Here is a 19585-nt window from a genome sequence, read left to right as displayed (position 1 = left end):
CAGGATGCACTCCCACTCAGAGCGTGGGAGCGATCATGCATGTTTAAACCTCAGAGGTTTCAGGTTTTACGGCCTTCCTTGGTAAGTCAGGCGCCACCGGAATCTCCTTCCCGTCAGCATCAAACAACTTGCCGCCACTGAAGTAATCCCCATCACGCAACGCCGCCACATCGTGGAAGCACAAACTGCGCTCAGTCCCCGCCACGAATACCGACTGCTGGTCCGAGTTACCGGCGGTGAAGTGGTTGAACGCCAGGTTCAGCAGAATCGCCATGATCGCCGACGAACTGATGCCCGAATGGAAAATGGTCGCAAACCAGGTGGGGAAGTGATCGTAAAAGCTCGGCGCCGCGATGGGGATCATGCCGAAACCGATGCTCGTGGCCACGATGATCAGGTTCATGTTGTTGCGGTAATCCACCTTCGACAAGGTGCGAATACCGCTGGCCGCCACGGTGCCAAACAACACAATCCCGGCGCCGCCCAGTACGGAGGTTGGCACAGCGGCAATCACCCGGCCCATAAAGGGCAACAAGCCAAGCAGCACCAGAAACACACCGCCAGTGGCCACCACAAACCGACTTTTCACCCCAGTCACCGCCACCAGGCCGACGTTCTGGGCAAATGCGCTTTGGGTGAATGAGCCGAAAATCGGCGCGAACATGCTCGACAGCATGTCGGCGCGCAAGCCGTTACCCAGGCGTTTGGAGTCGACCTTGGTGTCGATGATCTCGCCCACCGCCAGGATGTCCGCCGAGGTTTCCACCAACGTCACCATGACCACGATGCACATGGAAATGATCGCCGCCACGTGAAAGGTCGGCATGCCGAAATGAAAAGGTGCAGGGAAACCGAACATCGGCCCCTGGGCGACGCCGGAGAAGTCGGCCATGCCGAGAAACACCGCGATCACGGTGCCGATCACCATGGCCAGCAGGATCGACAAGCGTGAGATGGTCGCGCTGCCGATCTTGCTCAGCAACAACACCAGCACCAGCGTCAGTGCCGCCAGGCCGATGTTGGCCATGCTGCCGAAATCCGCCGCGCGGCTGTTGCCGCCCATGGCCCAACGGGCCGCTACCGGCATCAGCGTCAGGCCGATGGTGGTGATCACAATGCCGGTGACCAGCGGCGGGAAAAACTTGGTGATCCGTGAAAACACCGGCGTGATCAACAGCCCGATCAACGACGCGGCCATCACCGCCCCGAGAATCGCCGGTATCCCGCCGGCGCCATCACTGCCGACAATCGCCACCATGGTTGCCACGCCGGCAAACGATACGCCCTGCACCAGCGGCAACTGACAGCCAAAAAATGGCAGGCCAAGCGTCTGCAACAGCGTGGCCAAGCCACCGGCAAACAGCGACGCGGCGATCAACAGGCCGATATCCGCTGGCGACAACCCGGCCGCCTGGCCGACGATCAATGGCACGGCAACGATGCCGCCGTACATGGTGAGCACATGCTGCAGGCCGTAAGCCATGTTGGCCGCGACGCCGAGATTCTCATCTTCTGGCCGCTGCGGTGACGCCTTCGGGATAGTCATGGTGAGGGGTTCTCTGTTTTTGTTGTGCGAGCACTGTATGCAATGTTTGGACTACATGTCCATAGAGTTGTATACAATCAATCGAACAAGATACCCTCCATCGGCGTTACAAAAACAACCCGGCCGTCATGAGCCAGAACGCCAAAGGACTTAAAACAATGAAAAAGGCATTACAGGGCGCAACCGTCGCACTCACCCTCCTCGGCGGCGGGGAGGCTGTCGCGGTGGAATGGATGAACAACAGCGCAGGCTTTCGCTACGGCCAGCACTTCACCAACCCGAATAACCCGGATGATTTCAGCAAGCGCATCTATAGCTTCACCCACGCCAGCGGCTACCGATACGGCAGCAACTACCTGAACCTCGATGTGTTCCTGTCCGACAGCCGCGACCCGCGCAAGGGCACCGACCATGGTGGCAGTGAGGTTTACGCGGTGTACCGGCACCAGCTGTACGCTTCACGGGTGTTTGATGTGCCGCTCGGCACCGGGCTGATCAAGGATTACGCGCTGACCCTGGGCTTTGACGCCAACCGCAACAACAACCTCGCCTCAGCCAAAAAACGCGCGCTGGTGATCGGCCCGACGTTGAAGTTCAACACCGTCGGCGTGCTGGATCTAAGCCTGATGTACTACAAGGAAAGGAATCACACCGGCATCCCCGGCGCGCAAGAGTCGAACCACACTTTCGACGACACCTACATGCTCAACCTGACGTGGATGCGCCCGTTTGAAATCGCCAACCACGCGGCGAAGTTCCAGGGGTTCATCAATTACGTCGGGGAGAAAGGCGAGGACTACCACGGCCGCCACACCGCCCCGGAAAGCCTGATGCGCACGGCGCTGATGGTGGCGGTGCGACCGGGTAAAAGCGTCAAGCCGAACCTGTATCTCGGCGTGGGATATGAGTACTGGCACAACAAGTTCGGTGTGGAGGGTGGCCGGGGTACACGGACTTCCACACCTACACTGAACATGGAAATCACCTTTCAATAACTGAAGAAACCGAATACAAATGTGGGAGCGGGCTTGCTCGCGAATGCGGTGTGTCAGCCAGCACACTCGGTACTGACACACCGTATTCGCGAGCAAGCCCGCTCCCACATTTTTTGATCGTATTGCAGCCTAAGCGTTTGCGAGTTCCGAATTATCCGTCTTCGGCCGCGCCAGCCAGTAACCCAACACCGCCAACGGCGCGGTCGCCAACATCACAATCACGGTGATCAGCAGCGGCTGATCAATCATCGACGACACTAACAGGCTGCTGAGAAAACACAGCCCCAGCTGCAAGGTGTTTTGCAGCGCCGCCGCCTTGCCGGAATTTTCCGCAAACGGCATCAGCGCATTCGCCACCACAATCGGGTAGCTCGCGCCGTTGACCAGCGCCATCAGGCAGAACGGGATCAACAGGGTGGTCAGGGTTGGCACGGTCAACGTGGCGACCAGGTACAACGCCACCATGCTGATGCAATAAGCCACCAGCAACCAAGGCAGCAGGGTTTTGCCCTGGTAATGCTGCAAGGCGCTGCGGCAGCTGTAACCACCAATCAGAAAAGCCAAGGTCGGCAGCACATAGCTCAAGCCGATGTCATTCGGGCTGTAACCCATATCGCCGAGGATGAAGGGCGAAGCGGTCAGCCAGGCGAAGAAACTGGCGGAGCACGCGGCGAAGATCATCACGTTGCCGGTGAACACCCGAGAGGTCAGCAACTGGCCATAACCGAGGCGCGAAGGTTCGCCCTGCTCTGCCCGACGTTTCGGCATCTTGCGCAGGAACAACGTTGGCAGCAGCAACAGCAGCGACACGCCCAGCAACACCGCGAAAATCGCCTGCCAGCCGAAGTGATTCAACACCATCGCACCCAACAACGGCGCCAGCGCCGGTGACAACGACATCAGCGGCATGATGCTGGCGAACACGCGGTGTGCCTTGTCGGCCGGGTAGCGGTCGATCACCAGCGCCTGCCAACTCACCGCGGCGGAACACACGCCAATCGCCTGCATAAACCGCAACGCCAGCAGTTGTGGCGCGGTCTCGACCCAGAACATGCCTGCACACCCCAGCACGAACAGGCTCAGGCCCGCCAGCAGGATCGGCTTGCGCCCCAGGCGGTCGGACAACGGCCCCCACAACAACTGCCCCACCGCAAAACCGGCGAGGAAAATACTCAAGCTGGCGCCCACCGCGCCAGGGCTGATCTGCAATTGCTCGCCCATGGCGCCGAACGCCGGCAAGTACATGTCCATGGCGAGATAACCGAGCATGCTCAGCCCCGCCAGATACCAAGTGAAACCAAAAGAATTTTTCATTGAAGCCTTGCTGAACCTGCCATCAAACTATTTGCTGACTGGCGCCGATTATGAAGCTGACAGAATGTGTGTGAAGCGATAATAATTGGACGCTCCTATCAAATATTTTGAAGGCCAACGCTATGTGGTCCGAATACTCACTGGATGTGGTCGATGCAGTGGCCCGCCACGGCAGCTTCAGCGCGGCCGCCCAGGAACTGCACCGCGTGCCTTCCGCCATCAGCTATACGGTGCGCCAGCTTGAAGAATGGCTGGCGGTGCCGCTGTTCGTACGCCGGCATCGCGATGTAGAGCTGACGCCGGCCGGCCGTTTATTTATAGACGAAGCCCGCAGCGTGATGAAAAAAATGCTCGGCACCCGGCGCCTGTGCCAGCAAGTGGCGAATGGCTGGAGCGGCCAATTGAAGGTGGCCGTGGACTCCATCGTCAAACCCCAGCGATGTCGGCAGTTGGTGCTGGACTTCTACCGGCAGTTTCCCGAGGTGGAATTGCTGCTCGAATACGAAGTGTACAACGGCGTATGGGACGCCCTCGCCGATGAGCGTACTGACATCGTGATCGGCGCCACCAGTGCGGTGCCGGTGGCCAGCCACTTCACGTTTCGGGACATGGGCCTGCTGAACTGGCTGTGTGTGGTCAGCGCCAGGCATCCGTTAGCAGCGATGGAAGGCTTACTCAGTGACGATCAACTGCGCCCGTTCGCGTCGCTGTGCATGACCGACACCTCGCGCAACCTGCCCAAGCGCGACACCTGGACCCTGGATAACCAACGCCGGCTGGTGGTGCCCAACTGGGCCTCGGCGCTTGATTGCCTGCGCGATGGCCTGTGCGTCGGCATGGCACCGGCGCATCAAGTGTTGCCATGGATCGAACGCGGCGAGTTGGTTGCGTTGCAGTTGAGCCGGCCGTTTCCGGCCAGCCCATCGTGCGTGGCGTGGGCGCAGAGCAAATTGTCGCCGGCGATGGCGTGGTTGTTGGAGTATTTGGGGGATACGCAGACGATGAATCAGGAATGGTTGAATGGCCCAGATCTCTAAAAGATGATGGAGATCCCCTGTGGGAGCGGGCTTGCTCGCGAATGCGGTGGGTCAGTCACCAACTGTATTGCCTGACCGTGCGCATTCGCGAGCAAGCCCGCTCCCACATTTCGATCCGGTTTCTAATCCAATAAACGGGTGATGGCCCGCACGATCATCTCGACTTCCTTGGCCTCCAGCGTCAGCGGCGGCAGCAACCGGATGATCGTGCCGCGCGTCACGTTGATCAGCAGGCCGTGCTCCTGCGCTGCGCGGTAGGCCAGGTCGCGATAAGGGCGAGCCAGTTCGATGCCGATCATCAAACCCTGCCCTCGAATCGCCAGCACCTGTGGATGCTCGCTCAATTCCACCCGCAACCGCGCCAGCAGCCGTTCGCCCTGTTGTGCAGCGTTGTGCAGCAGGCCCTGCTCTTCAATAATATCCAGCACCGTGCAGCCGACGCGGCAGGCCAGCGGGTTGCCGCCAAACGTGCTGCCGTGACTGCCGGGGGTGAACAGCTGCGCCACGGCAGCCTTGGCCAGGCAGGCGCCGATGGGCACGCCGTTGCCGAGGCCTTTGGCCAGGGTCATCACGTCCGGGGTGATGCCTTCATGCTGGAACGCAAACCAGGTGCCGGTGCGGCCGATGCCGGTCTGGATTTCATCCAGCATCATCAGCCAGCCGTGGCGCGTGCAATGCTCGCGCAGGGCTTTGAGGTAGCCGGGCGGCGCAAGTAGCACGCCACTTTCGCCTTGGATCGGCTCAAGCAACACCGCCGCGATGCGTGTACCGAACTGTTGAGTGATGGCTTCAAGTGCCACCAAATCACCAAAACCCACCTTGAGAAAATCCCCCGGCAAGCGCTGGAAACCCAGGCGCACCGAAGGCCCGTCGCTGGCCGCCATGGTGCCGAGGGTGCGCCCGTGAAAGGCGTTTTCCATCACCACCACCAAGGGCTCTTCGATGCCTTTTTTCCAGCCATGCAGCCGTGCCAGTTTCAGCGCCGTCTCGTTGGCTTCGGCACCGGAGTTGTTGAAGAACGCTTGGTCCAGACCCGACAACTGCGACAGACGCTGGGCCAGCCGCTGCTGCCAATCAATGCTGTAAAGGTTGGAGGTGTGCAGCAGCAAGCCCGCCTGTTCACTGATTGCCTTCACCAGTTTGGGGTGGGAGTGCCCGACATTGGTCACCGCCACGCCGGCCACCGCGTCGAGGTATTCACGGCCCTGCTGGTCCCACAGGCGCGTGCCCAGACCACGAGTGAAGCTCAGGGCCAAGGGTTGATACGTGGTCATCAGGCAGGCGGCGGTCATGGTGGCAAGCTCCAGTGCATCATTGGGATGGGTGCAGTATCGTTAGCCACCCAAGCTGGATAAACTGCGCATTCCTGCAATGACTTTAAACCAGGGCTTGATAATGGATCTGTTCCAGGCAATGTCGGTGTACGTAAAGGTGGTGGAGACCGGCAGCATGACGGCGGCCGCGCAGGAGTGCGGGATGTCGACCACCATGGTCGGCAATCACTTGCGCGCGCTGGAGCAACGGCTAGGGGTCAGCCTGCTCAAACGCACCACCCGCAAACAAAGCCTCACGGAGTTTGGCGGGCAGTATTACCAGCGCTGCCTGGAGGTGCTGGGGCTGGTGGCCGACTCCGAGCTGCTGGCGGAGCAGATCCACAGCGAAACCCCCAAAGGCAGCCTGCGTATCACCGCGCCACCGGTGTTCGGCACCGAACGCCTGGCCCCGGCCTTGAGCGAATTTTCCCAGCGCTACCCGCTGATCAACCTGCACGTGGAGCTAAGCAACGAGCGAATGGACTTGGTCGACAGCGGCTTCGACGTGGCGATCCGTCTTGGCGAACTGGAAAACTCCAGCCTGATCGCCCGGCCCATGCAGGCCTACACCCTCACCCTTTGCGCGTCGCCTGCGTACCTGGCGCGACGTGGCACGCCGCAAACACCCGATGATCTGCGCCAGCACGACTGCCTGGCGTTCGCTTACCCGGCGACCGACAACTGGCGCGACACCGACAAACTCTGGCGCATGACCGGCGAAGAAGGCGAGGTGGAAATCCCGGTGTCCGGCTCAATGACCATCAACAGCTCGCAAGGCTTGCGTCAGGCGGCCGTAAACGGCATGGGCATCATCATGCTGGCCGATGCCCTGGTGCAACCGGACCTGGAGAGCGGCAAGCTGGTGGCGTTGCTAACCCACTATCAACTGTCCAGCCGCCCCATGCACTTGCTCTACGGCCAGGATCGCTATCGCCTGCCCAAGCTGCGCGCCTTTGTGGATTTCGCCATGGAAAAGTGGGCGAGCTAGAAGCCCACACCCAACTCGCGCAGGCGCGCCGCTGTACGCTCGGCCGACACGTGGTGAATGCCCTGCCAGCCGAGCGCGACGGCCGCTTCGATATTGCCGGCGACATCATCGATAAACACCACTTCACTGGGCTGAATATTCGGCAGATGGGCGCGCACCTGGTTGAGGCTGGCGTGATAGATCGCAGGGTCCGGCTTGATCAGCTTCAACTCGCCCGACACGACAATGTCGCGCAAATACTGCAGGAACGGGTAGTTGGCCCGCGCATAAGGGAAGGTTTCAGCCGACCAGTTGGTGAGCCCGAACAACGGCATATTGGCGTGATGCAGCGCCGTGAGAATTGCCACGCCATCCGGCAAAGAGCCACGCAGCATTTCGTGCCAGCGGTCGTAATAGGCTTGGATCAGGCTTTGATGTTGCGGGTATTGCTCGATCAGGTGGCGGGTGCCTTCGGCCAGGCTGCGACCGGCGTCCTGCTCGGTGTTCCAGGCTTGGGTGCAGACGGTGTCGAGAAAGTGTTGCCGCTCGTGATCGTCGGCAATCAGCTTGCGGTAGAGGTGGTGCGGGTTCCAGTCGAACAGGACACCGCCGAAATCAAAAACTACTGCACGAATCGTCATCAGATCCTCCGTTAGCGTGGCTTGATAGCCGGTGGAGTCTGGCAGATTGTGAGCGAGGGTGGGAGCGCGACGGAATGCAGGAAGGTTCCTGGGCGTGGCACAAAACAAATGTGGGAGCGGGCTTGCTCGCGAAAGCGGTGTATCAGTAAACCTATCTGGCGACTGACACTCCGATTTCGCGAGCAAGCCCGCTCCCACATTTTTGACCGTGTTTAGGCTTGGACTAAGCCATTGATCTTCACGGTCGGGTTCACATCAGCTTCGTAATCCACACCGTCGATTTCAAAGCCGAATAAGCGCAGGAACTCAGCCTTGTAGCCGGCAAAGTCGCTGATCTCGTTAACGTTGTCGTCGGTGACCTGGTTCCACAGCGCCGCCACGGCATCCTGGACTTTCGGCTCCAGCTCGGCCAGGTCGGCACGCAGGCGGCCGTCGGCGTCAAGCTTCGGCTCTTTGCCGTACAGGCTGTCCTTGAACAGGCCGTAGACCTGCTCGATGCAACCTTCGTGGGTGCCCTGCTCTTTCATCACTTTGAACAGCAGCGACAGGTACAGCGGCATGATCGGGATGGCCGAGCTGGCCTGGGTAACCACGGCCTTGAGCACCGACACACGGGCGTCGCCCTTGAGTGCCGCGAGGTTGTCGCGCAGGGTCAGGACTTTTTTGTCCAGGTCTTTCTTGGCTTCGCCGATGGAGCCGTTCCAGTAGATGTCCTGGGTCAGCTTTTCACCGAGGTAGGTGAACGCAGTGGTCTTGGCGCCTTCGGCCAGTACATCGGCGTCACGCAGCGCGTCGATCCACAGCTGCCAGTCTTCGCCGCCCATGACTTTCACGGTGCCGTCGATTTCTTCCTGGGTCGCAGGCTCAAGCGTGGTGTCGACCACAACGCCTTTGTCGGTGTTGATGCCGCGCAGGGTCACGGCCTTGCCGATGGGCTTGAGGGTGGAGGTGTGCACCACGCCTTGCGGGTCGGTACGGCGTGGCGCGGCCAGGCTGTAAACCACCAGGTCGATCTTGCCCAGGTCTTTCTTGATGGTTTCGATGGTCAGGCGCTTGATCTCGTCGGAGAACGCGTCGCCGTTGATGCTTTTGGCGTACAGGCCTTTTTCAACCGCAAACTTCTCGAACGCGGCGCTGTTGTACCAGCCGGCGGAGCTCAGCTTGCCTTCTTCGCCTTCTTTCTCAAAAAACACACCCAGGGTGTCGGCGCCGCAGCCAAACGCTGCACTGATGCGCGCGGCCAGGCCGTAACCCGTGGAGGCGCCGAGGACCAGCACCTTCTTAGGGCCGCCTTCGATGACGCCGTGTTGAGTCACGTAGTCGATCTGTTCCTTGACGTTCGCTTCACAGCCAACAGGGTGAGCGGTCACACAGATAAAGCCACGAACCCGCGGTTTGATGATCATAAAATTTCTGCCTCTTCCAAGGTGCCGAAGGCCAATGGTGGCCATTCAACTTAATCGTACCGGTCTATGACGTCCAAAAAACCGAAGCGTCACGATAGTCGCAAATCTTCTGTTTACAAAATTCAATCGGCGCCGCGCTTTTTGGCACATGCCTGCTACCGTTCACAATCCCACCGGGGTTGCTGCGCACAATTATGAGCCCGACCATAAACGTGAAGGTTTGTTCACTTCCTTCACAATTTCGCAATATTTAAAACGCCTATTCGTCGCTGAACGCCTTATCATGGGAGGGATGTATCAACATGTTTCAATACCCTACCACTCGCAGCCACGGATCCGGACCTGTCGAATGGCGTCCAGCTGGAGCTGAGTTTCATGAGCAAGTCTGCCTTATGCAAAAAAGCAGTGTCGGTCGCCTGGGTCATCGGCGTCCTGCTGATTATTTGCCTGTTTCCCCTCACCACCGTGGTATTCCTCGGGCTGGTGCTGGTGTGCGGTGTCTACGACTTCCTGCGCAACGGCCTGTATGACGCCGACACCATCAAGAAATACTTCATCGGCAGCGGCCGCAACACCTGGATATTAGCCCCGTTCAACACCCTGTTCGACCTGCTGAGCTTGCGTAACCGCCATGTCTACACCCTGCGCGACCTGCCGCCCGCCTGGCGTGAGGACCTGCAGCAGGTGATCGACGATGCCATGGCCAACAAGGATCAAATCATCAGCTACCTGGACGAGCGCATGGCCGAGAAGAAGCGCGGCATGTTGTTCTTCCAGTGGTATGGCCGCCCGATCGAAACCACCCTGGACATCCCGCAACTGCGCAAGAAGCTGCCGTTTGTGAAAACGATCGGCGTCTCGGTGTTCAACGAAAACCGCTCGACGTCCTTCCACTTCGGCCCGCTGCGCATGATGTTCCGGGTGCTTTACAACATGGCGCCGGCACCGCACCACGACGGCGTCTACATCCAGGTGGGCAAGCACAAGCATTACTGGCACGACGACCCGCTGTTTATCTTCGATGACACGCTGATGCACGCGTCTTTCAACAAAAACGACGCAAAACGTTACTGCCTGTTCATTGACATTGTGCGGCCCACTTTGCTGCCTTCAGTGCTCAACGCCGTGATCGCAGGCTTTGCCGGGCTGGTGTTTACCCTGCGTCGGGTTTTCTACAAAAACTGGAAGCTGATTCAGTAAGTTCTGCGGCATGATGGTGCTGGACGGTGTTTGCGCCCTGCCGAAGAGGCAGCCAAACTAGCGTCTCGTGCGACCGAATTCGGCGCTCACCATTTTCAGGCCATCGCTGCCCTAGACGGTTGCGGTGGCTGCGCCTTCAAGGAATCAGAATGCCCCAACGTCAAGTCATCAATGCCTCCGTCAGCCCCAAGGGCAGCCTCGAAACCCTGTCCCAACGTGAAGTCCAGCAACTGAGTGAAGCCGGCACCGGCAGCATCTACACGTTGTTCCGCCAGTGCGCCCTGGCCATCCTCAACACCGGCGCGCATATCGACAACGCCAAAACCATCCTCGACGCCTATAAAGACTTCGAAGTACGCATCCACCAGCAGGACCGCGGCGTGCGCCTGGAACTGCTGAATGCGCCCGCTGACGCGTTCGTCGATGGCGAAATGATCGCCAGCACCCGTGAAATGCTGTTCAGCGCCCTGCGCGACATCGTCTACACCGAGAACGAGCTGGACAGCCAGCGCATCGACCTGAGCAACTCCCAAGGCATCACTGATTACGTGTTCCACCTGCTGCGCAACGCCCGCACGCTGCGCCCGGGGGTCGAGCCGAAAATCGTGGTGTGCTGGGGCGGTCACTCGATCAATACCGAAGAATACAAATACACCAAGAAAGTCGGCCACGAACTGGGCCTGCGCAGCCTCGACGTGTGCACCGGCTGCGGCCCCGGCGTGATGAAAGGCCCGATGAAGGGCGCGACCATTTCCCACGCCAAACAACGCATTACCGGCGGGCGCTACCTGGGCCTGACCGAGCCGGGCATCATCGCGGCCGAAGCGCCGAACCCCATCGTTAATGAGCTGGTGATTCTGCCGGACATCGAAAAACGCCTGGAAGCCTTCGTGCGCGTTGGCCACGGCATCATCATCTTCCCGGGCGGCGCCGGCACGGCCGAAGAGTTCCTGTACCTGCTGGGCATCCTGATGCACCCGGACAACCGTGACGTGCCGTTCCCGGTCCTCCTCACCGGGCCGAAACACGCGGCGCCGTACCTGCAACAGCTGCATGCATTCGTCGGCGCCACCCTCGGCGAAGCGGCCCAAGCGCACTACCAGATCATCATCGACGACCCGGCTGAAGTGGCGCGCCAGATGACTGCCGGGCTCAAGGCGGTGAAGCAGTTCCGTCGTGAACGCAACGACGCGTTCCACTTCAACTGGCTGCTGAAGATCGACGAAGGCTTCCAGCGCCCGTTCGACCCGACGCACGAAAACATGGCCAGCCTGCAACTCAGCCACGCGCTGCCACCCCACGAACTCGCGGCCAACCTGCGCCGCGCGTTCTCCGGGATCGTGGCCGGTAACGTCAAGGACAAGGGCATTCGCCTGATCGAGCAGCATGGGCCGTATGAGATTCACGGCGACCCGGCGATCATGAAGCCGTTGGATGAGCTGTTACAGGCGTTTGTCGCCCAGCACCGTATGAAGCTGCCAGGCGGCGCGGCATATGTGCCGTGTTATCGCGTGGTGCAATGAATTAGCGCTGCACCGCCACACATTTGATTTCCACCAGCAAACCGGGATGCGCCAGTTCTGACACGCCGATGGTCGTCCAGGCGCAATGCCCACGTGGAAACAGGCGGTTTTTCACCTCGCGAAAAACCGCCATGTGCTGGCTCATGTTCACGTGATACGTGGTCATGTCGACCACGTCATCAAAGCTGCAACCGCCCTCCCCCAAAACCTGCCGCAAGTTGCCCCAGGCTGCGATGAATTGCGCCTCGGGATCGTCAATCACGGCCAGTTCCGGCGTGCGGCCGACCTGGCCTGCGCAGTACAAAGTGTTGCCAACTTTAACGGCTGGCACGTAGCCCGCGCGCGCCACAATGGGTTGCATGGCGGCAGGAATGATGAGCTGGCGGTCGGTCATAGCTTGTATCTCTTTGGGGCGCAGGAAAGCGTGTGAGAGCGAAGAGTTCGAACTAGGGTTTTACCTGTTCCCACTTACTCACACCAGAGAGCGACCTATGGACCAACGGATCTTGCCCTTCATCAGTCCTTACCTTAAGGTAAGGAATATCACGATGGAGATCTTCACTATGGCGACCGCCACACTTACCTCGAAAGGGCAAATCACCATCCCTATCCAAGTCCGCACAGCGCTGGGCCTGGAAACGGGCGACCGGGTTGAATTTGTCGAAACGGAAGACGGAAAGTTTTCCATCATTGCCGCGAGCAAAACCGTGCATGACCTCAAGGGGCTGATCCGCAAACCCGCCCAGGCCGTATCGATCGACGCCATGAACCACGCCATCGCAACCCAGGGAGCAAAAGCGCGATGATCGGCCTGGATACCAATGTGCTGGTGCGTTATGTCACCCAGGATGACCCGGTCCAATCACCCAAGGCGTCGGAGCTGATCGAATCGCTTACCACACTGTCGCCGGGCTTTGTCAGCCTGGTTTCGGTGGTGGAACTGGTCTGGGTTTTACAAAGCTGTTACCAGTCGGCCAAGAGCGAGGTGGTGACCGTTCTGGAAACGCTGCTGCGCACGCGTGAATTGACCGTGGAACATGCCGAGATCATCTGGCAGGCACTGCGACGATTCACGGCGGGCAAAGCCGACTTCGCCGACTACCTGATAGAGCGCTGCGCGCATGCGGCCGGCTGTGAATACACCGCCACCTTTGATCTGAACGCGGCCAAGGCAACCGGGATGAAACGGCTGGCCTGAGCCACACCATTGCGACAGCGTTCAGGCTTTGGTAAAAACCGCGTTCAACCTTGATCAAGAGACAGACTCACGTGCGCATGCTGCTACTCGCTATTTTGAGCTTGGCCTCCGCCCTGGCCTCCGCCGACACCATCGCCTGGCCCGACCTGCCGAAAACCTGTTTCGTCAGCGGCCGCTCTGCCACCAGCGTGGATGTCGACAGCGGCTGTGCCGCGTTCTTGATCAACGTGCAAGGCAAAGCGGCGGGTACGCCGATCAAGCTGGCTATCCCCCAGTACGCCCTGCATGTGGACGAAGGCACCGGCAAGGAAACACCGGTGATCATCATCCAGGCCGAAGAGAACGGCGAGATCAAGGCGGTCGGCTACAAGGAATTGGGCACTGATCAACTGGGTGCCGCGCTGTTGCGGGAAGTTCGGCTTCTAGGTACCCAGAAGCCGATCTAGACGTTGTTTCGGCCGGGGCTCAGCGAACCCAGCCACCGCCCTGCCAGTGGTAACCGTCATTGCGTTGCACCCAGTGCGGATGCACATAACGATAGCCTTCGCGCACTTGCTCCCAATGGCCGTGCACCGCGACGTATCGCCCACCTTCCCAACGCCAGTAACCGCGTGACCATACATAGCCGTAACGGGCTGCGGGCTCGACTTCGATCACCTGGACCGGTGGCGGTTGTGGCGCAACCACTTCGACATATTCACGCTGAACCGGCCTGCGGTCATGCACAACGCGCTCTTGCACACACCCGGATGCCGCGACGACCACTGCCGCCATTGCTGCATAACGTAGCAACATACAAATATCCTCGGGCGCTAACGCCCAACACCTGCACCAGTAAAAAATGCCCCCTTAGTTCAGCCGCGCTCCTGCTTAGGCCTGGGTTCTTTGTAACAGGTGATGTCTGTCAGGTTGCTGAACCTGCAAGCCTCAGGAAGTGCACGCGACAGTCGGTTGTTTCAAGCGCACCAGCATCAGCCCGGCGACCACCACGGCAATCCCGGCATAGGTTGCACCGCCAATCACATCGCCAAACATCAGCGCCGCCCACACCAGCGTGACCGGTGGTTCCAGATAAACCAGCGCCGCCACGTGGGTTGCGGTCATTACCCGCAACAACATCCACAGGCTCAAGTAGGCGACGAACGTGGAGAACAGCGTCAGCCAGACAATCGAGATCAACACGTCAGGGTCGCGGGGAATACTCAGCGTGTCGGTGTAAAGCACGGCAGCGGTAAAGCCGATCAAGGTCAGCAGCGACTGGATAAACAGCGGCAACACCAAACCCGCGTCCTGGCGTTGCACGGCGCGGCGCTCATACAAGGTTGCCAGCGTCAGCCCCAACGCGGCGGCCAGTGGCAGCAAGTACATGACCAGCCCGACGCTTTGGCCGCCACTGCTGTACTGCCCGGCGATCACGATGGACACACCAACAAAGCTGATCAACAGCCCGATCCACTGCCAGCCACCGCTGCGTTCGGCAGCGCTGCCGGTCGATAAGGCCGCCGTCATCAAGGGCTGCAACGCCGCGATGATGGCCGCAATCCCCGGCGGCAAACCATTCTGGATCGCCACGTAAAGGCAACTCAGGTACAGGAACTGCGACAGAAAGCCGATCACCGCGTAATGGCGGATCTGAGCCCAAGAAACCTTCAACAACCTCACGTTCAAAAACAGCCCCAGGCACACCGAGACCAACAGGAAGCGCCAGAACAGCAGGTTGAACGCCCCGCCACCCTGCGTGCCCAACTTGGCGCCGATATAGCCGGAGCTCCAGGACAGCACAAACGCCGCCTGCAACAGCAGCCGCTTTAAGGATGATCGCGTCATGAAGCCTCCCGTCAGTGCACGTTGACTGAAAGGCTAAGGCCCACACATGATTGTGTATATTTGAATAACCTGCACCACCAATCCGCAATAGTGGAATCATGGCCAAACAACTGAATATCGACCTGTTACGCACCTTCCACGCCGTAGCGCGCTTTCGTCGCTTCAACGAGGCGGCCGACCATGTGCACCGCAGCGCGTCGACCGTGACCACGCAGATTCAAAAGCTCGAAGATCAGATCGGCCAACGCCTGTTCAGCCGCAGCAACCAAGGCGTGGAGTTGACGCTGTACGGCCAGAAACTTCTGAGCGAAACCACCGAGTTTCTCAAGAGCCACGACCGCCTGCTGATTGCGCTGATGCCGCAGCGCATGCAGGGCAAGATTCGCCTGGGTATTCCCGACACCTACGCACCGGCGTTCATGCAGGAGTTTCTGCCCCGCTTGATCGCTGACAACCCGCTGCTTGAGCTGGAAGTTGAAGCGCGCACCAGCGGTGAACTGTTGAATATGTTTATGGCTAACCAGCTCGACCTGGCCATCACCGTCAGCGCCCAACCCCTGGCCCAGGGCGAACGCCTGGGGCCGGTGCAGCCGCTGTGGGTGGCGGCCGAGGGCTTCAACTGCCCGCCGAACGCGGCGCTGCCGATCACCGTGCCCGTCGCCGGCTGCCCCTACCGTGCGGCGGCGCTGCAGACGCTGAAGGATCACGGGATTTACCACCGGGTATTGCTCGAGAGCCCCAACTCCACGGCGGTCGAGGCCTGTATCCGCAGCGGCGTGGCGGTAGGGTTGATCGAGGAAAGCCGCATGGGCGCGGGGCTGACACAAGTGATTGCAGGGTTCGAGTTACCCCCACTGCCGGTGCATCATCTGTACCTGCTGTGCGATAGCAGCAACGCACTGGCCCTTCATCTGTATGCGCAGGTTAAACAGGGTTTCCACCTTTGAGCCCTCACGCCGGGCCGAAGCGCACCAATACCGCCTCGACAAATCGCCGCAACTTGGCAGTACGCTGCCGGTTGGCCGTGTAGACCAAGTGCATGGGGCGGCTGGGCGCCTCAAACGCCGGCAATACCCGCAACAACTCACCCCGGGCCAAGGCCGTGCGCAGAAAGTCTTCGGGGCCCAGAACAATGCCGAACCCATCCAGTGCCGCCGACATCAACGCCCGGCTTTCATTAATCTGAAGGCGGCTGGCGACCTGCACCGTGTAGGCCGTCGCGCCCTGGTGGAAGACCCATTCACGGTCAGCCGGGCGTGACCAAAAGGCGTAGCCCAGGCATTCATGCTGCGCCAGGTCCGCCGGACACTGCGGCGTACCCCGCGCCGCCAGGTAAGCAGGCGCCGCGCACACCACCAGGCGATAAGGCGACAGCGGCCGAGCGGTCAAACCGGTGGTGGCCAGGGGGCCGATACGGAACGCCGCTTCATAGCCTTCCTCTACCAGGTCGACGAAACGGTCCGTCAGGTGCAGGTCAATTTCCACGTCCGGGTTGTCGCGCAAAAACGCGGTAATCAGCGGTATCAGGCTGTAGGAACCGAAGGTAACCGGGGCGGTGACTTTCAGCTTGCCGCGCGGTGTGTCATTCATGATCTGGGCGAGCGAATCGGCAGCCTCGGCCTCCGTCAGGATATGTTTGCAGCGTTCGTAGTACGCGTGCCCCAATTCCGTCAGGCTTTGCCGACGCGTGGTGCGGTTGAGCAAGCGTGCTCCGAGACGTTGCTCCAGGGCGGCAACATGCTTGGCAACCATCTGCGCGGACATGTTCAAGCGCTCGGCGGCGCGTGCGTAGGAGCCCAACTCGGCGGCTATCACAAAGGCATTCATGCTTGAAAGGCGGTCCATCATTCCCTACTCCCAGTAACAACACCAACGCCGAAACGCTCATTTATCGCCAACCAGTTGCCAATCATCATAGCCGCTCCACGACTTACGAGGAGCAAGACCATGAAGATCGGCGTGATTGGAGCAGGTTTTATCGGGCGTGCCGTGGCACAGCTGGCGTTGGCCGCCGGGCATGAGGTGATGCTGAGTAACTCCCGTGGCCCGCAGACCATGAGCAGCGTGCTCAGCGGCATACTCGGTGTTCAGGTGGGCAGCGTTGAAGACGCCGCCAAGTATGGCGACGTGGTGCTGGTGGCGATCCCCCTGGAGCATTACCGCAGCGTGCCCGCGCAATGGCTGGAAGGCAAAACGGTGATGGACGCCAACAATTACTACCCCAACCGCGATGGGCATATCGCCGTACTGGACCGCTTTGAAACCACCACCAGCCGGCTGCTCGCCGAGCACCTAGCGCACTCACACGTGGTGAAAGTGTTCAATGCGATCTTTGCGCCGGACCTGACACAAGACGCCCGCCCCCACGGCGCGCCCGACCGCCGCGCACTGCCGGTGGCCGCCGATGACGCCGCAGCGAAGGCGCAAGTCATCCAGCTGCTCGACCAGCTCGGTTTCGATGCCGTGGACGCCGGCAAGCTGGATGAAAGCTGGCGTTTTGAGCGGGCAAAACCTGCGTACTGCGTGCCGCTGGACCAGGCGGGCTTAAAAGCGGCGCTGGCGGCGGCCGAGCGCACGGTGGAACTGCCGCCGGTCGAACGCGCCCGCGCCTGAACACCGCGCACAAAAAAGCCCGCTGACCGTTACCGGTTCAGCGGGCTTTTTTACAGCGGTTTAACCTTTGGCTTACAGCGCCAGGTCAGACGCCGGCTTGCTCGGCTCAGCCGCAGGCTTGGCAGCCTCGGTAGCCTTTGGTGCGGTCATCTGCGGAATCGCAGGCGGCGGCGTCAGTTGCAGGATACCGGCGGTGTAGGCCCATTCCTTGGCAACAGCCTCAGGGCTGTCGTTCAGCTTGGTGCCGTAGCTCGGTACGATCTGGTGCAGTTTGGCCTGCCACTCAGGAGTCGCGACCTTGTCCTTGAACACTTTTTGCAGCACGGTCAGCATGATCGGAGCTGCGGTGGACGCGCCTGGCGATGCACCCAACAGGCCTGCGATAGAGTTGTCGGCGGAGCTGACCACTTCGGTGCCGAGTTTCAGGACGCCGCCCTGTTCTTCGTCACGCTTGATGATCTGCACGCGCTGACCGGCTTGCCACAGGCGCCAGTCGGACTGCTTGGCGTTCGGGAAGTACTCTTGCAGTGCCTTGAAGCGGTCGTCATCCGACAGCATCAGTTGGCCGGCAAGGTACTCGACCAGTGGGTATTCACGAATACCGACTTTGGTCATTGGCCAGATGTTGTGGGTGGTGGTGCTGGTCAGCAGGTCCAGGTACGAGCCTTCTTTCAGGAACTTGGTCGAGAAGGTCGCGAATGGGCCAAACAGGATCACACGCTTGCCATCCAGCACGCGGGTGTCCAGGTGCGGAACCGACATCGGTGGCGCGCCAACCGAAGCCTTACCGTAGGCCTTGGCCATGTGCTGCTCGGCGATGGCCGGGTTATCGGTCACCAGGAACGAGCCGCCCACTGGGAAGCCTGCGTATTCCTTGGCTTCAGGAATGCCCGACTTCTGCAGCAGGTGCAGTGCACCGCCGCCGGCGCCGATGAACACGAACTTGGCGTCGGTTTCAGTCTTGGTGCCGTCTTTCAGGTTTTTGTAGCTCACACGCCACGAACCGTCGGCGTTCTTGGTGATGTCCTGCACTTCGCTCGACAGTTTCAGGTCGAACTTCGGCGTAGTTTGCAGGTGCGCGACGAACTGGCGGGTGATCTCGCCAAAGTTCACGTCGGTGCCAATCGGGGTCCAGGTGGCTGCGATTTTCTGGTTCGGGTCACGCCCTTCCATCATCAGCGGAACCCACTTGGCGATCTGCGCCGGGTCTTCGGAGTACTGCATGCCGGCGAACAGCGGGCTCGCTTGCAGGGCTTCGTAGCGTTTTTTCAGGAACTTGATGTTGTCATCGCCCCACACAAAGCTCATGTGCGGTGTGGAGTTGATGAACGAACGCGGGTTCTTCAGCACGCCCTGCTGGACCTGCCAGGACCAGAACTGACGGGAGATCTGGAACGCTTCGTTGATCTCGACCGCTTTCGGGATCTCAACGGTGCCGTCCTTGTTTTCCGGGGTGTAGTTCAGCTCAGCCAGGGCCGAGTGACCGGTACCGGCGTTGTTCCAGCCGTTGGAGCTTTCTTCGGCCACGCCATCAAGACGCTCGACCATCTCCATCGACCAGTCCGGCTGCAGCTCGTTGAGCCAAACACCCAGGGTCGCACTCATGATGCCGCCGCCGATCAGCAGCACATCGACTTTCTTTGCCTCTTCCGCCTGAACGGACGTGATCCCCATCGACAAAGCCAGCCCCAGCAGGGCAGTGTTTACTTTTTTAAACATCAGTAGCACCTATGATAAAACGCCATCCGCCCCACCGCCCCTGAGCATGGGCAACCCTCAATCACGCTGCGCCAGGCAGCACATCGCGGGGTTTGCACATTCACTACAGAGCCGCAGGGTGGGCACACAAGGCCGACGTATCGACCTCACTGTTTTTGTCCCTTCTGCGCTGACTTTTTATCATTATTGGCTTCAGCTACCTGGGCGACAGCCAACCGCCGGGACGTATACGGGTGTACGCACCGGGGAAAGACTAGACCAAGACGGCGCGCAGAATATCACGCTA

20 protein-coding genes are annotated in these 19585 nt (G+C 60.1%); 10 read left to right on the top strand and 10 right to left on the bottom strand.

The features are described from left to right. Positions 1–43: 43 nt before the first annotated feature. Positions 44–1546 carry a nucleobase:cation symporter-2 family protein gene (locus ACA065_RS08725; RefSeq protein WP_497694159.1) on the bottom strand — a complete coding sequence of 501 codons (1503 nt, stop codon included), beginning with the start codon at positions 1544–1546 and terminating at the stop codon, positions 44–46. Positions 1547–1704: 158 nt separating this feature from the next. Here ACA065_RS08725 and ACA065_RS08720 point away from each other — a divergent pair, with 158 nt between their 5' ends. Next, positions 1705–2541 carry a nucleoside-binding protein gene (locus ACA065_RS08720; RefSeq protein WP_497694158.1) on the top strand — a complete coding sequence of 279 codons (837 nt, stop codon included), beginning with the start codon at positions 1705–1707 and terminating at the stop codon, positions 2539–2541. A 129-nt stretch (positions 2542–2670) separates the two neighbouring features. Here the strand turns inward: ACA065_RS08720 and punC are convergent, their stop codons facing one another. Further along, the gene (punC, locus tag ACA065_RS08715) at positions 2671–3855 is read right to left on the bottom strand and encodes a purine nucleoside transporter PunC (RefSeq protein WP_497694157.1); all 1185 of its coding nucleotides are present in this window, start codon (positions 3853–3855) and stop codon (positions 2671–2673) included. Between the two features lie 122 nt (positions 3856–3977). On the opposite strand from punC, the gene punR reads away from it, so the two are divergent. Beyond that, positions 3978–4892 carry a DNA-binding transcriptional activator PunR gene (gene punR / locus ACA065_RS08710; protein WP_497694156.1) on the top strand — a complete coding sequence of 305 codons (915 nt, stop codon included), beginning with the start codon at positions 3978–3980 and terminating at the stop codon, positions 4890–4892. 122 nt (positions 4893–5014) lie between these two features. Here the strand turns inward: punR and ACA065_RS08705 are convergent, their stop codons facing one another. Then, positions 5015–6184, bottom strand: coding sequence for an aspartate aminotransferase family protein (locus ACA065_RS08705; protein ID WP_497694155.1), 1170 nt, complete (start codon positions 6182–6184; stop codon positions 5015–5017). A gap of 103 nt (positions 6185–6287) precedes the next feature. Here ACA065_RS08705 and ACA065_RS08700 point away from each other — a divergent pair, with 103 nt between their 5' ends. Further along, complete coding sequence (locus ACA065_RS08700; RefSeq protein WP_497694154.1) at positions 6288–7193, top strand: LysR family transcriptional regulator; 906 nt, start codon at positions 6288–6290, stop codon at positions 7191–7193. On the opposite strand, the gene ACA065_RS08695 is transcribed toward ACA065_RS08700, so the two are convergent. Both ACA065_RS08695 and fabV read right to left on the bottom strand, forming a co-directional pair. Continuing rightward, positions 7190–7813: an HAD family hydrolase gene (locus ACA065_RS08695; RefSeq protein WP_497694153.1), complete on the bottom strand. Its 624-nt coding sequence runs from the start codon at positions 7811–7813 to the stop codon at positions 7190–7192. The genes ACA065_RS08700 and ACA065_RS08695 overlap by 4 nt on opposite strands. Positions 7814–8025: 212 nt before the next feature. Continuing rightward, positions 8026–9219 (bottom strand): enoyl-ACP reductase FabV, encoded by a 1194-nt coding sequence (fabV, locus tag ACA065_RS08690; protein WP_497694152.1) that lies wholly within the window; start codon positions 9217–9219, stop codon positions 8026–8028. 375 nt (positions 9220–9594) lie between these two features. Between fabV and ACA065_RS08685 the strand changes: the two genes are divergently transcribed. Both ACA065_RS08685 and ppnN read left to right on the top strand, forming a co-directional pair. Then, positions 9595–10419: an aspartyl/asparaginyl beta-hydroxylase domain-containing protein gene (locus tag ACA065_RS08685; protein WP_497694151.1), complete on the top strand. Its 825-nt coding sequence runs from the start codon at positions 9595–9597 to the stop codon at positions 10417–10419. Positions 10420–10568: 149 nt separating this feature from the next. Then, positions 10569–11942, top strand: a complete 1374-nt coding sequence (gene ppnN / locus ACA065_RS08680) for a nucleotide 5'-monophosphate nucleosidase PpnN (RefSeq protein ID WP_497694150.1) — start codon at positions 10569–10571, stop codon at positions 11940–11942. A gap of 1 nt (position 11943) precedes the next feature. Here ppnN and ACA065_RS08675 read toward each other — a convergent pair whose 3' ends face one another. Then, positions 11944–12336 carry a RidA family protein gene (locus ACA065_RS08675; protein WP_497694149.1) on the bottom strand — a complete coding sequence of 131 codons (393 nt, stop codon included), beginning with the start codon at positions 12334–12336 and terminating at the stop codon, positions 11944–11946. A 154-nt stretch (positions 12337–12490) separates the two neighbouring features. On the opposite strand from ACA065_RS08675, the gene ACA065_RS08670 reads away from it, so the two are divergent. From ACA065_RS08670 to ACA065_RS08660, 3 genes are all read left to right on the top strand, one after another. Next, positions 12491–12748, top strand: coding sequence for an AbrB/MazE/SpoVT family DNA-binding domain-containing protein (locus ACA065_RS08670; protein WP_083359519.1), 258 nt, complete (start codon positions 12491–12493; stop codon positions 12746–12748). Then, positions 12745–13140 carry a type II toxin-antitoxin system VapC family toxin gene (locus tag ACA065_RS08665; protein WP_497694148.1) on the top strand — a complete coding sequence of 132 codons (396 nt, stop codon included), beginning with the start codon at positions 12745–12747 and terminating at the stop codon, positions 13138–13140. The genes ACA065_RS08670 and ACA065_RS08665 overlap by 4 nt, the downstream gene beginning before the upstream one ends. 77 nt (positions 13141–13217) lie before the next feature. Further along, the gene (locus ACA065_RS08660) at positions 13218–13586 is read left to right on the top strand and encodes a hypothetical protein (RefSeq protein WP_497695317.1); all 369 of its coding nucleotides are present in this window, start codon (positions 13218–13220) and stop codon (positions 13584–13586) included. 19 nt (positions 13587–13605) lie between these two features. On the opposite strand, the gene ACA065_RS08655 is transcribed toward ACA065_RS08660, so the two are convergent. Together ACA065_RS08655 and ACA065_RS08650 are read right to left on the bottom strand one after the other, a co-directional pair. Further along, positions 13606–13935, bottom strand: coding sequence for a YXWGXW repeat-containing protein (locus tag ACA065_RS08655; RefSeq protein ID WP_159954939.1), 330 nt, complete (start codon positions 13933–13935; stop codon positions 13606–13608). A 132-nt stretch (positions 13936–14067) separates the two neighbouring features. Then, the gene (locus ACA065_RS08650) at positions 14068–14967 is read right to left on the bottom strand and encodes a DMT family transporter (RefSeq protein WP_497694147.1); all 900 of its coding nucleotides are present in this window, start codon (positions 14965–14967) and stop codon (positions 14068–14070) included. A gap of 98 nt (positions 14968–15065) precedes the next feature. Between ACA065_RS08650 and ACA065_RS08645 the strand changes: the two genes are divergently transcribed. After that, entirely contained in the window at positions 15066–15914 is an 849-nt protein-coding gene (locus tag ACA065_RS08645) for a LysR family transcriptional regulator (protein WP_497694146.1), read from the top strand. 4 nt (positions 15915–15918) lie between these two features. On the opposite strand, the gene ACA065_RS08640 is transcribed toward ACA065_RS08645, so the two are convergent. Next, a complete protein-coding gene (locus tag ACA065_RS08640) occupies positions 15919–16815 on the bottom strand; it encodes a LysR family transcriptional regulator (RefSeq protein WP_497694145.1) in 897 nt (298 codons plus the stop codon). A gap of 99 nt (positions 16816–16914) precedes the next feature. Between ACA065_RS08640 and ACA065_RS08635 the strand changes: the two genes are divergently transcribed. Further along, positions 16915–17580 carry an NADPH-dependent F420 reductase gene (locus ACA065_RS08635; RefSeq protein ID WP_497694144.1) on the top strand — a complete coding sequence of 222 codons (666 nt, stop codon included), beginning with the start codon at positions 16915–16917 and terminating at the stop codon, positions 17578–17580. Between the two features lie 72 nt (positions 17581–17652). Here ACA065_RS08635 and mqo read toward each other — a convergent pair whose 3' ends face one another. After that, positions 17653–19299 (bottom strand): malate dehydrogenase (quinone), encoded by a 1647-nt coding sequence (mqo, locus tag ACA065_RS08630; RefSeq protein ID WP_497694143.1) that lies wholly within the window; start codon positions 19297–19299, stop codon positions 17653–17655. Positions 19300–19585: the final 286 nt, after the last annotated feature.

The sequence above is a fragment of the Pseudomonas sp. LBUM1640 genome (assembly GCF_059716225.1).
Note: the sequence above shows the minus strand (reverse complement) of the source record. Positions and strands in the feature narration are given on the sequence as shown.

Bases quoted from the DNA above. Each gene is read 5' to 3' on its own strand.
- ACA065_RS08725 (WP_497694159.1), bottom strand. From the start codon at position 1,546: ATGACTATCCCGAAGGCGTCACCGCAGCGGCCAGAAGATGAGAATCTC.
- ACA065_RS08720 (WP_497694158.1), top strand. From the start codon at position 1,705: ATGAAAAAGGCATTACAGGGCGCAACCGTCGCACTCACCCTCCTCGGC.
- punC (WP_497694157.1), bottom strand. From the start codon at position 3,855: ATGAAAAATTCTTTTGGTTTCACTTGGTATCTGGCGGGGCTGAGCATG.
- punR (WP_497694156.1), top strand. From the start codon at position 3,978: ATGTGGTCCGAATACTCACTGGATGTGGTCGATGCAGTGGCCCGCCAC.
- ACA065_RS08705 (WP_497694155.1), bottom strand. From the start codon at position 6,184: ATGACCGCCGCCTGCCTGATGACCACGTATCAACCCTTGGCCCTGAGC.
- ACA065_RS08700 (WP_497694154.1), top strand. From the start codon at position 6,288: ATGGATCTGTTCCAGGCAATGTCGGTGTACGTAAAGGTGGTGGAGACC.
- ACA065_RS08695 (WP_497694153.1), bottom strand. From the start codon at position 7,813: ATGACGATTCGTGCAGTAGTTTTTGATTTCGGCGGTGTCCTGTTCGAC.
- fabV (WP_497694152.1), bottom strand. From the start codon at position 9,219: ATGATCATCAAACCGCGGGTTCGTGGCTTTATCTGTGTGACCGCTCAC.
- ACA065_RS08685 (WP_497694151.1), top strand. From the start codon at position 9,595: ATGAGCAAGTCTGCCTTATGCAAAAAAGCAGTGTCGGTCGCCTGGGTC.
- ppnN (WP_497694150.1), top strand. From the start codon at position 10,569: ATGCCCCAACGTCAAGTCATCAATGCCTCCGTCAGCCCCAAGGGCAGC.
- ACA065_RS08675 (WP_497694149.1), bottom strand. From the start codon at position 12,336: ATGACCGACCGCCAGCTCATCATTCCTGCCGCCATGCAACCCATTGTG.
- ACA065_RS08670 (WP_083359519.1), top strand. From the start codon at position 12,491: ATGGAGATCTTCACTATGGCGACCGCCACACTTACCTCGAAAGGGCAA.
- ACA065_RS08665 (WP_497694148.1), top strand. From the start codon at position 12,745: ATGATCGGCCTGGATACCAATGTGCTGGTGCGTTATGTCACCCAGGAT.
- ACA065_RS08660 (WP_497695317.1), top strand. From the start codon at position 13,218: ATGCTGCTACTCGCTATTTTGAGCTTGGCCTCCGCCCTGGCCTCCGCC.
- ACA065_RS08655 (WP_159954939.1), bottom strand. From the start codon at position 13,935: ATGTTGCTACGTTATGCAGCAATGGCGGCAGTGGTCGTCGCGGCATCC.
- ACA065_RS08650 (WP_497694147.1), bottom strand. From the start codon at position 14,967: ATGACGCGATCATCCTTAAAGCGGCTGCTGTTGCAGGCGGCGTTTGTG.
- ACA065_RS08645 (WP_497694146.1), top strand. From the start codon at position 15,066: ATGGCCAAACAACTGAATATCGACCTGTTACGCACCTTCCACGCCGTA.
- ACA065_RS08640 (WP_497694145.1), bottom strand. From the start codon at position 16,815: ATGATGGACCGCCTTTCAAGCATGAATGCCTTTGTGATAGCCGCCGAG.
- ACA065_RS08635 (WP_497694144.1), top strand. From the start codon at position 16,915: ATGAAGATCGGCGTGATTGGAGCAGGTTTTATCGGGCGTGCCGTGGCA.
- mqo (WP_497694143.1), bottom strand. From the start codon at position 19,299: ATGTTTAAAAAAGTAAACACTGCCCTGCTGGGGCTGGCTTTGTCGATG.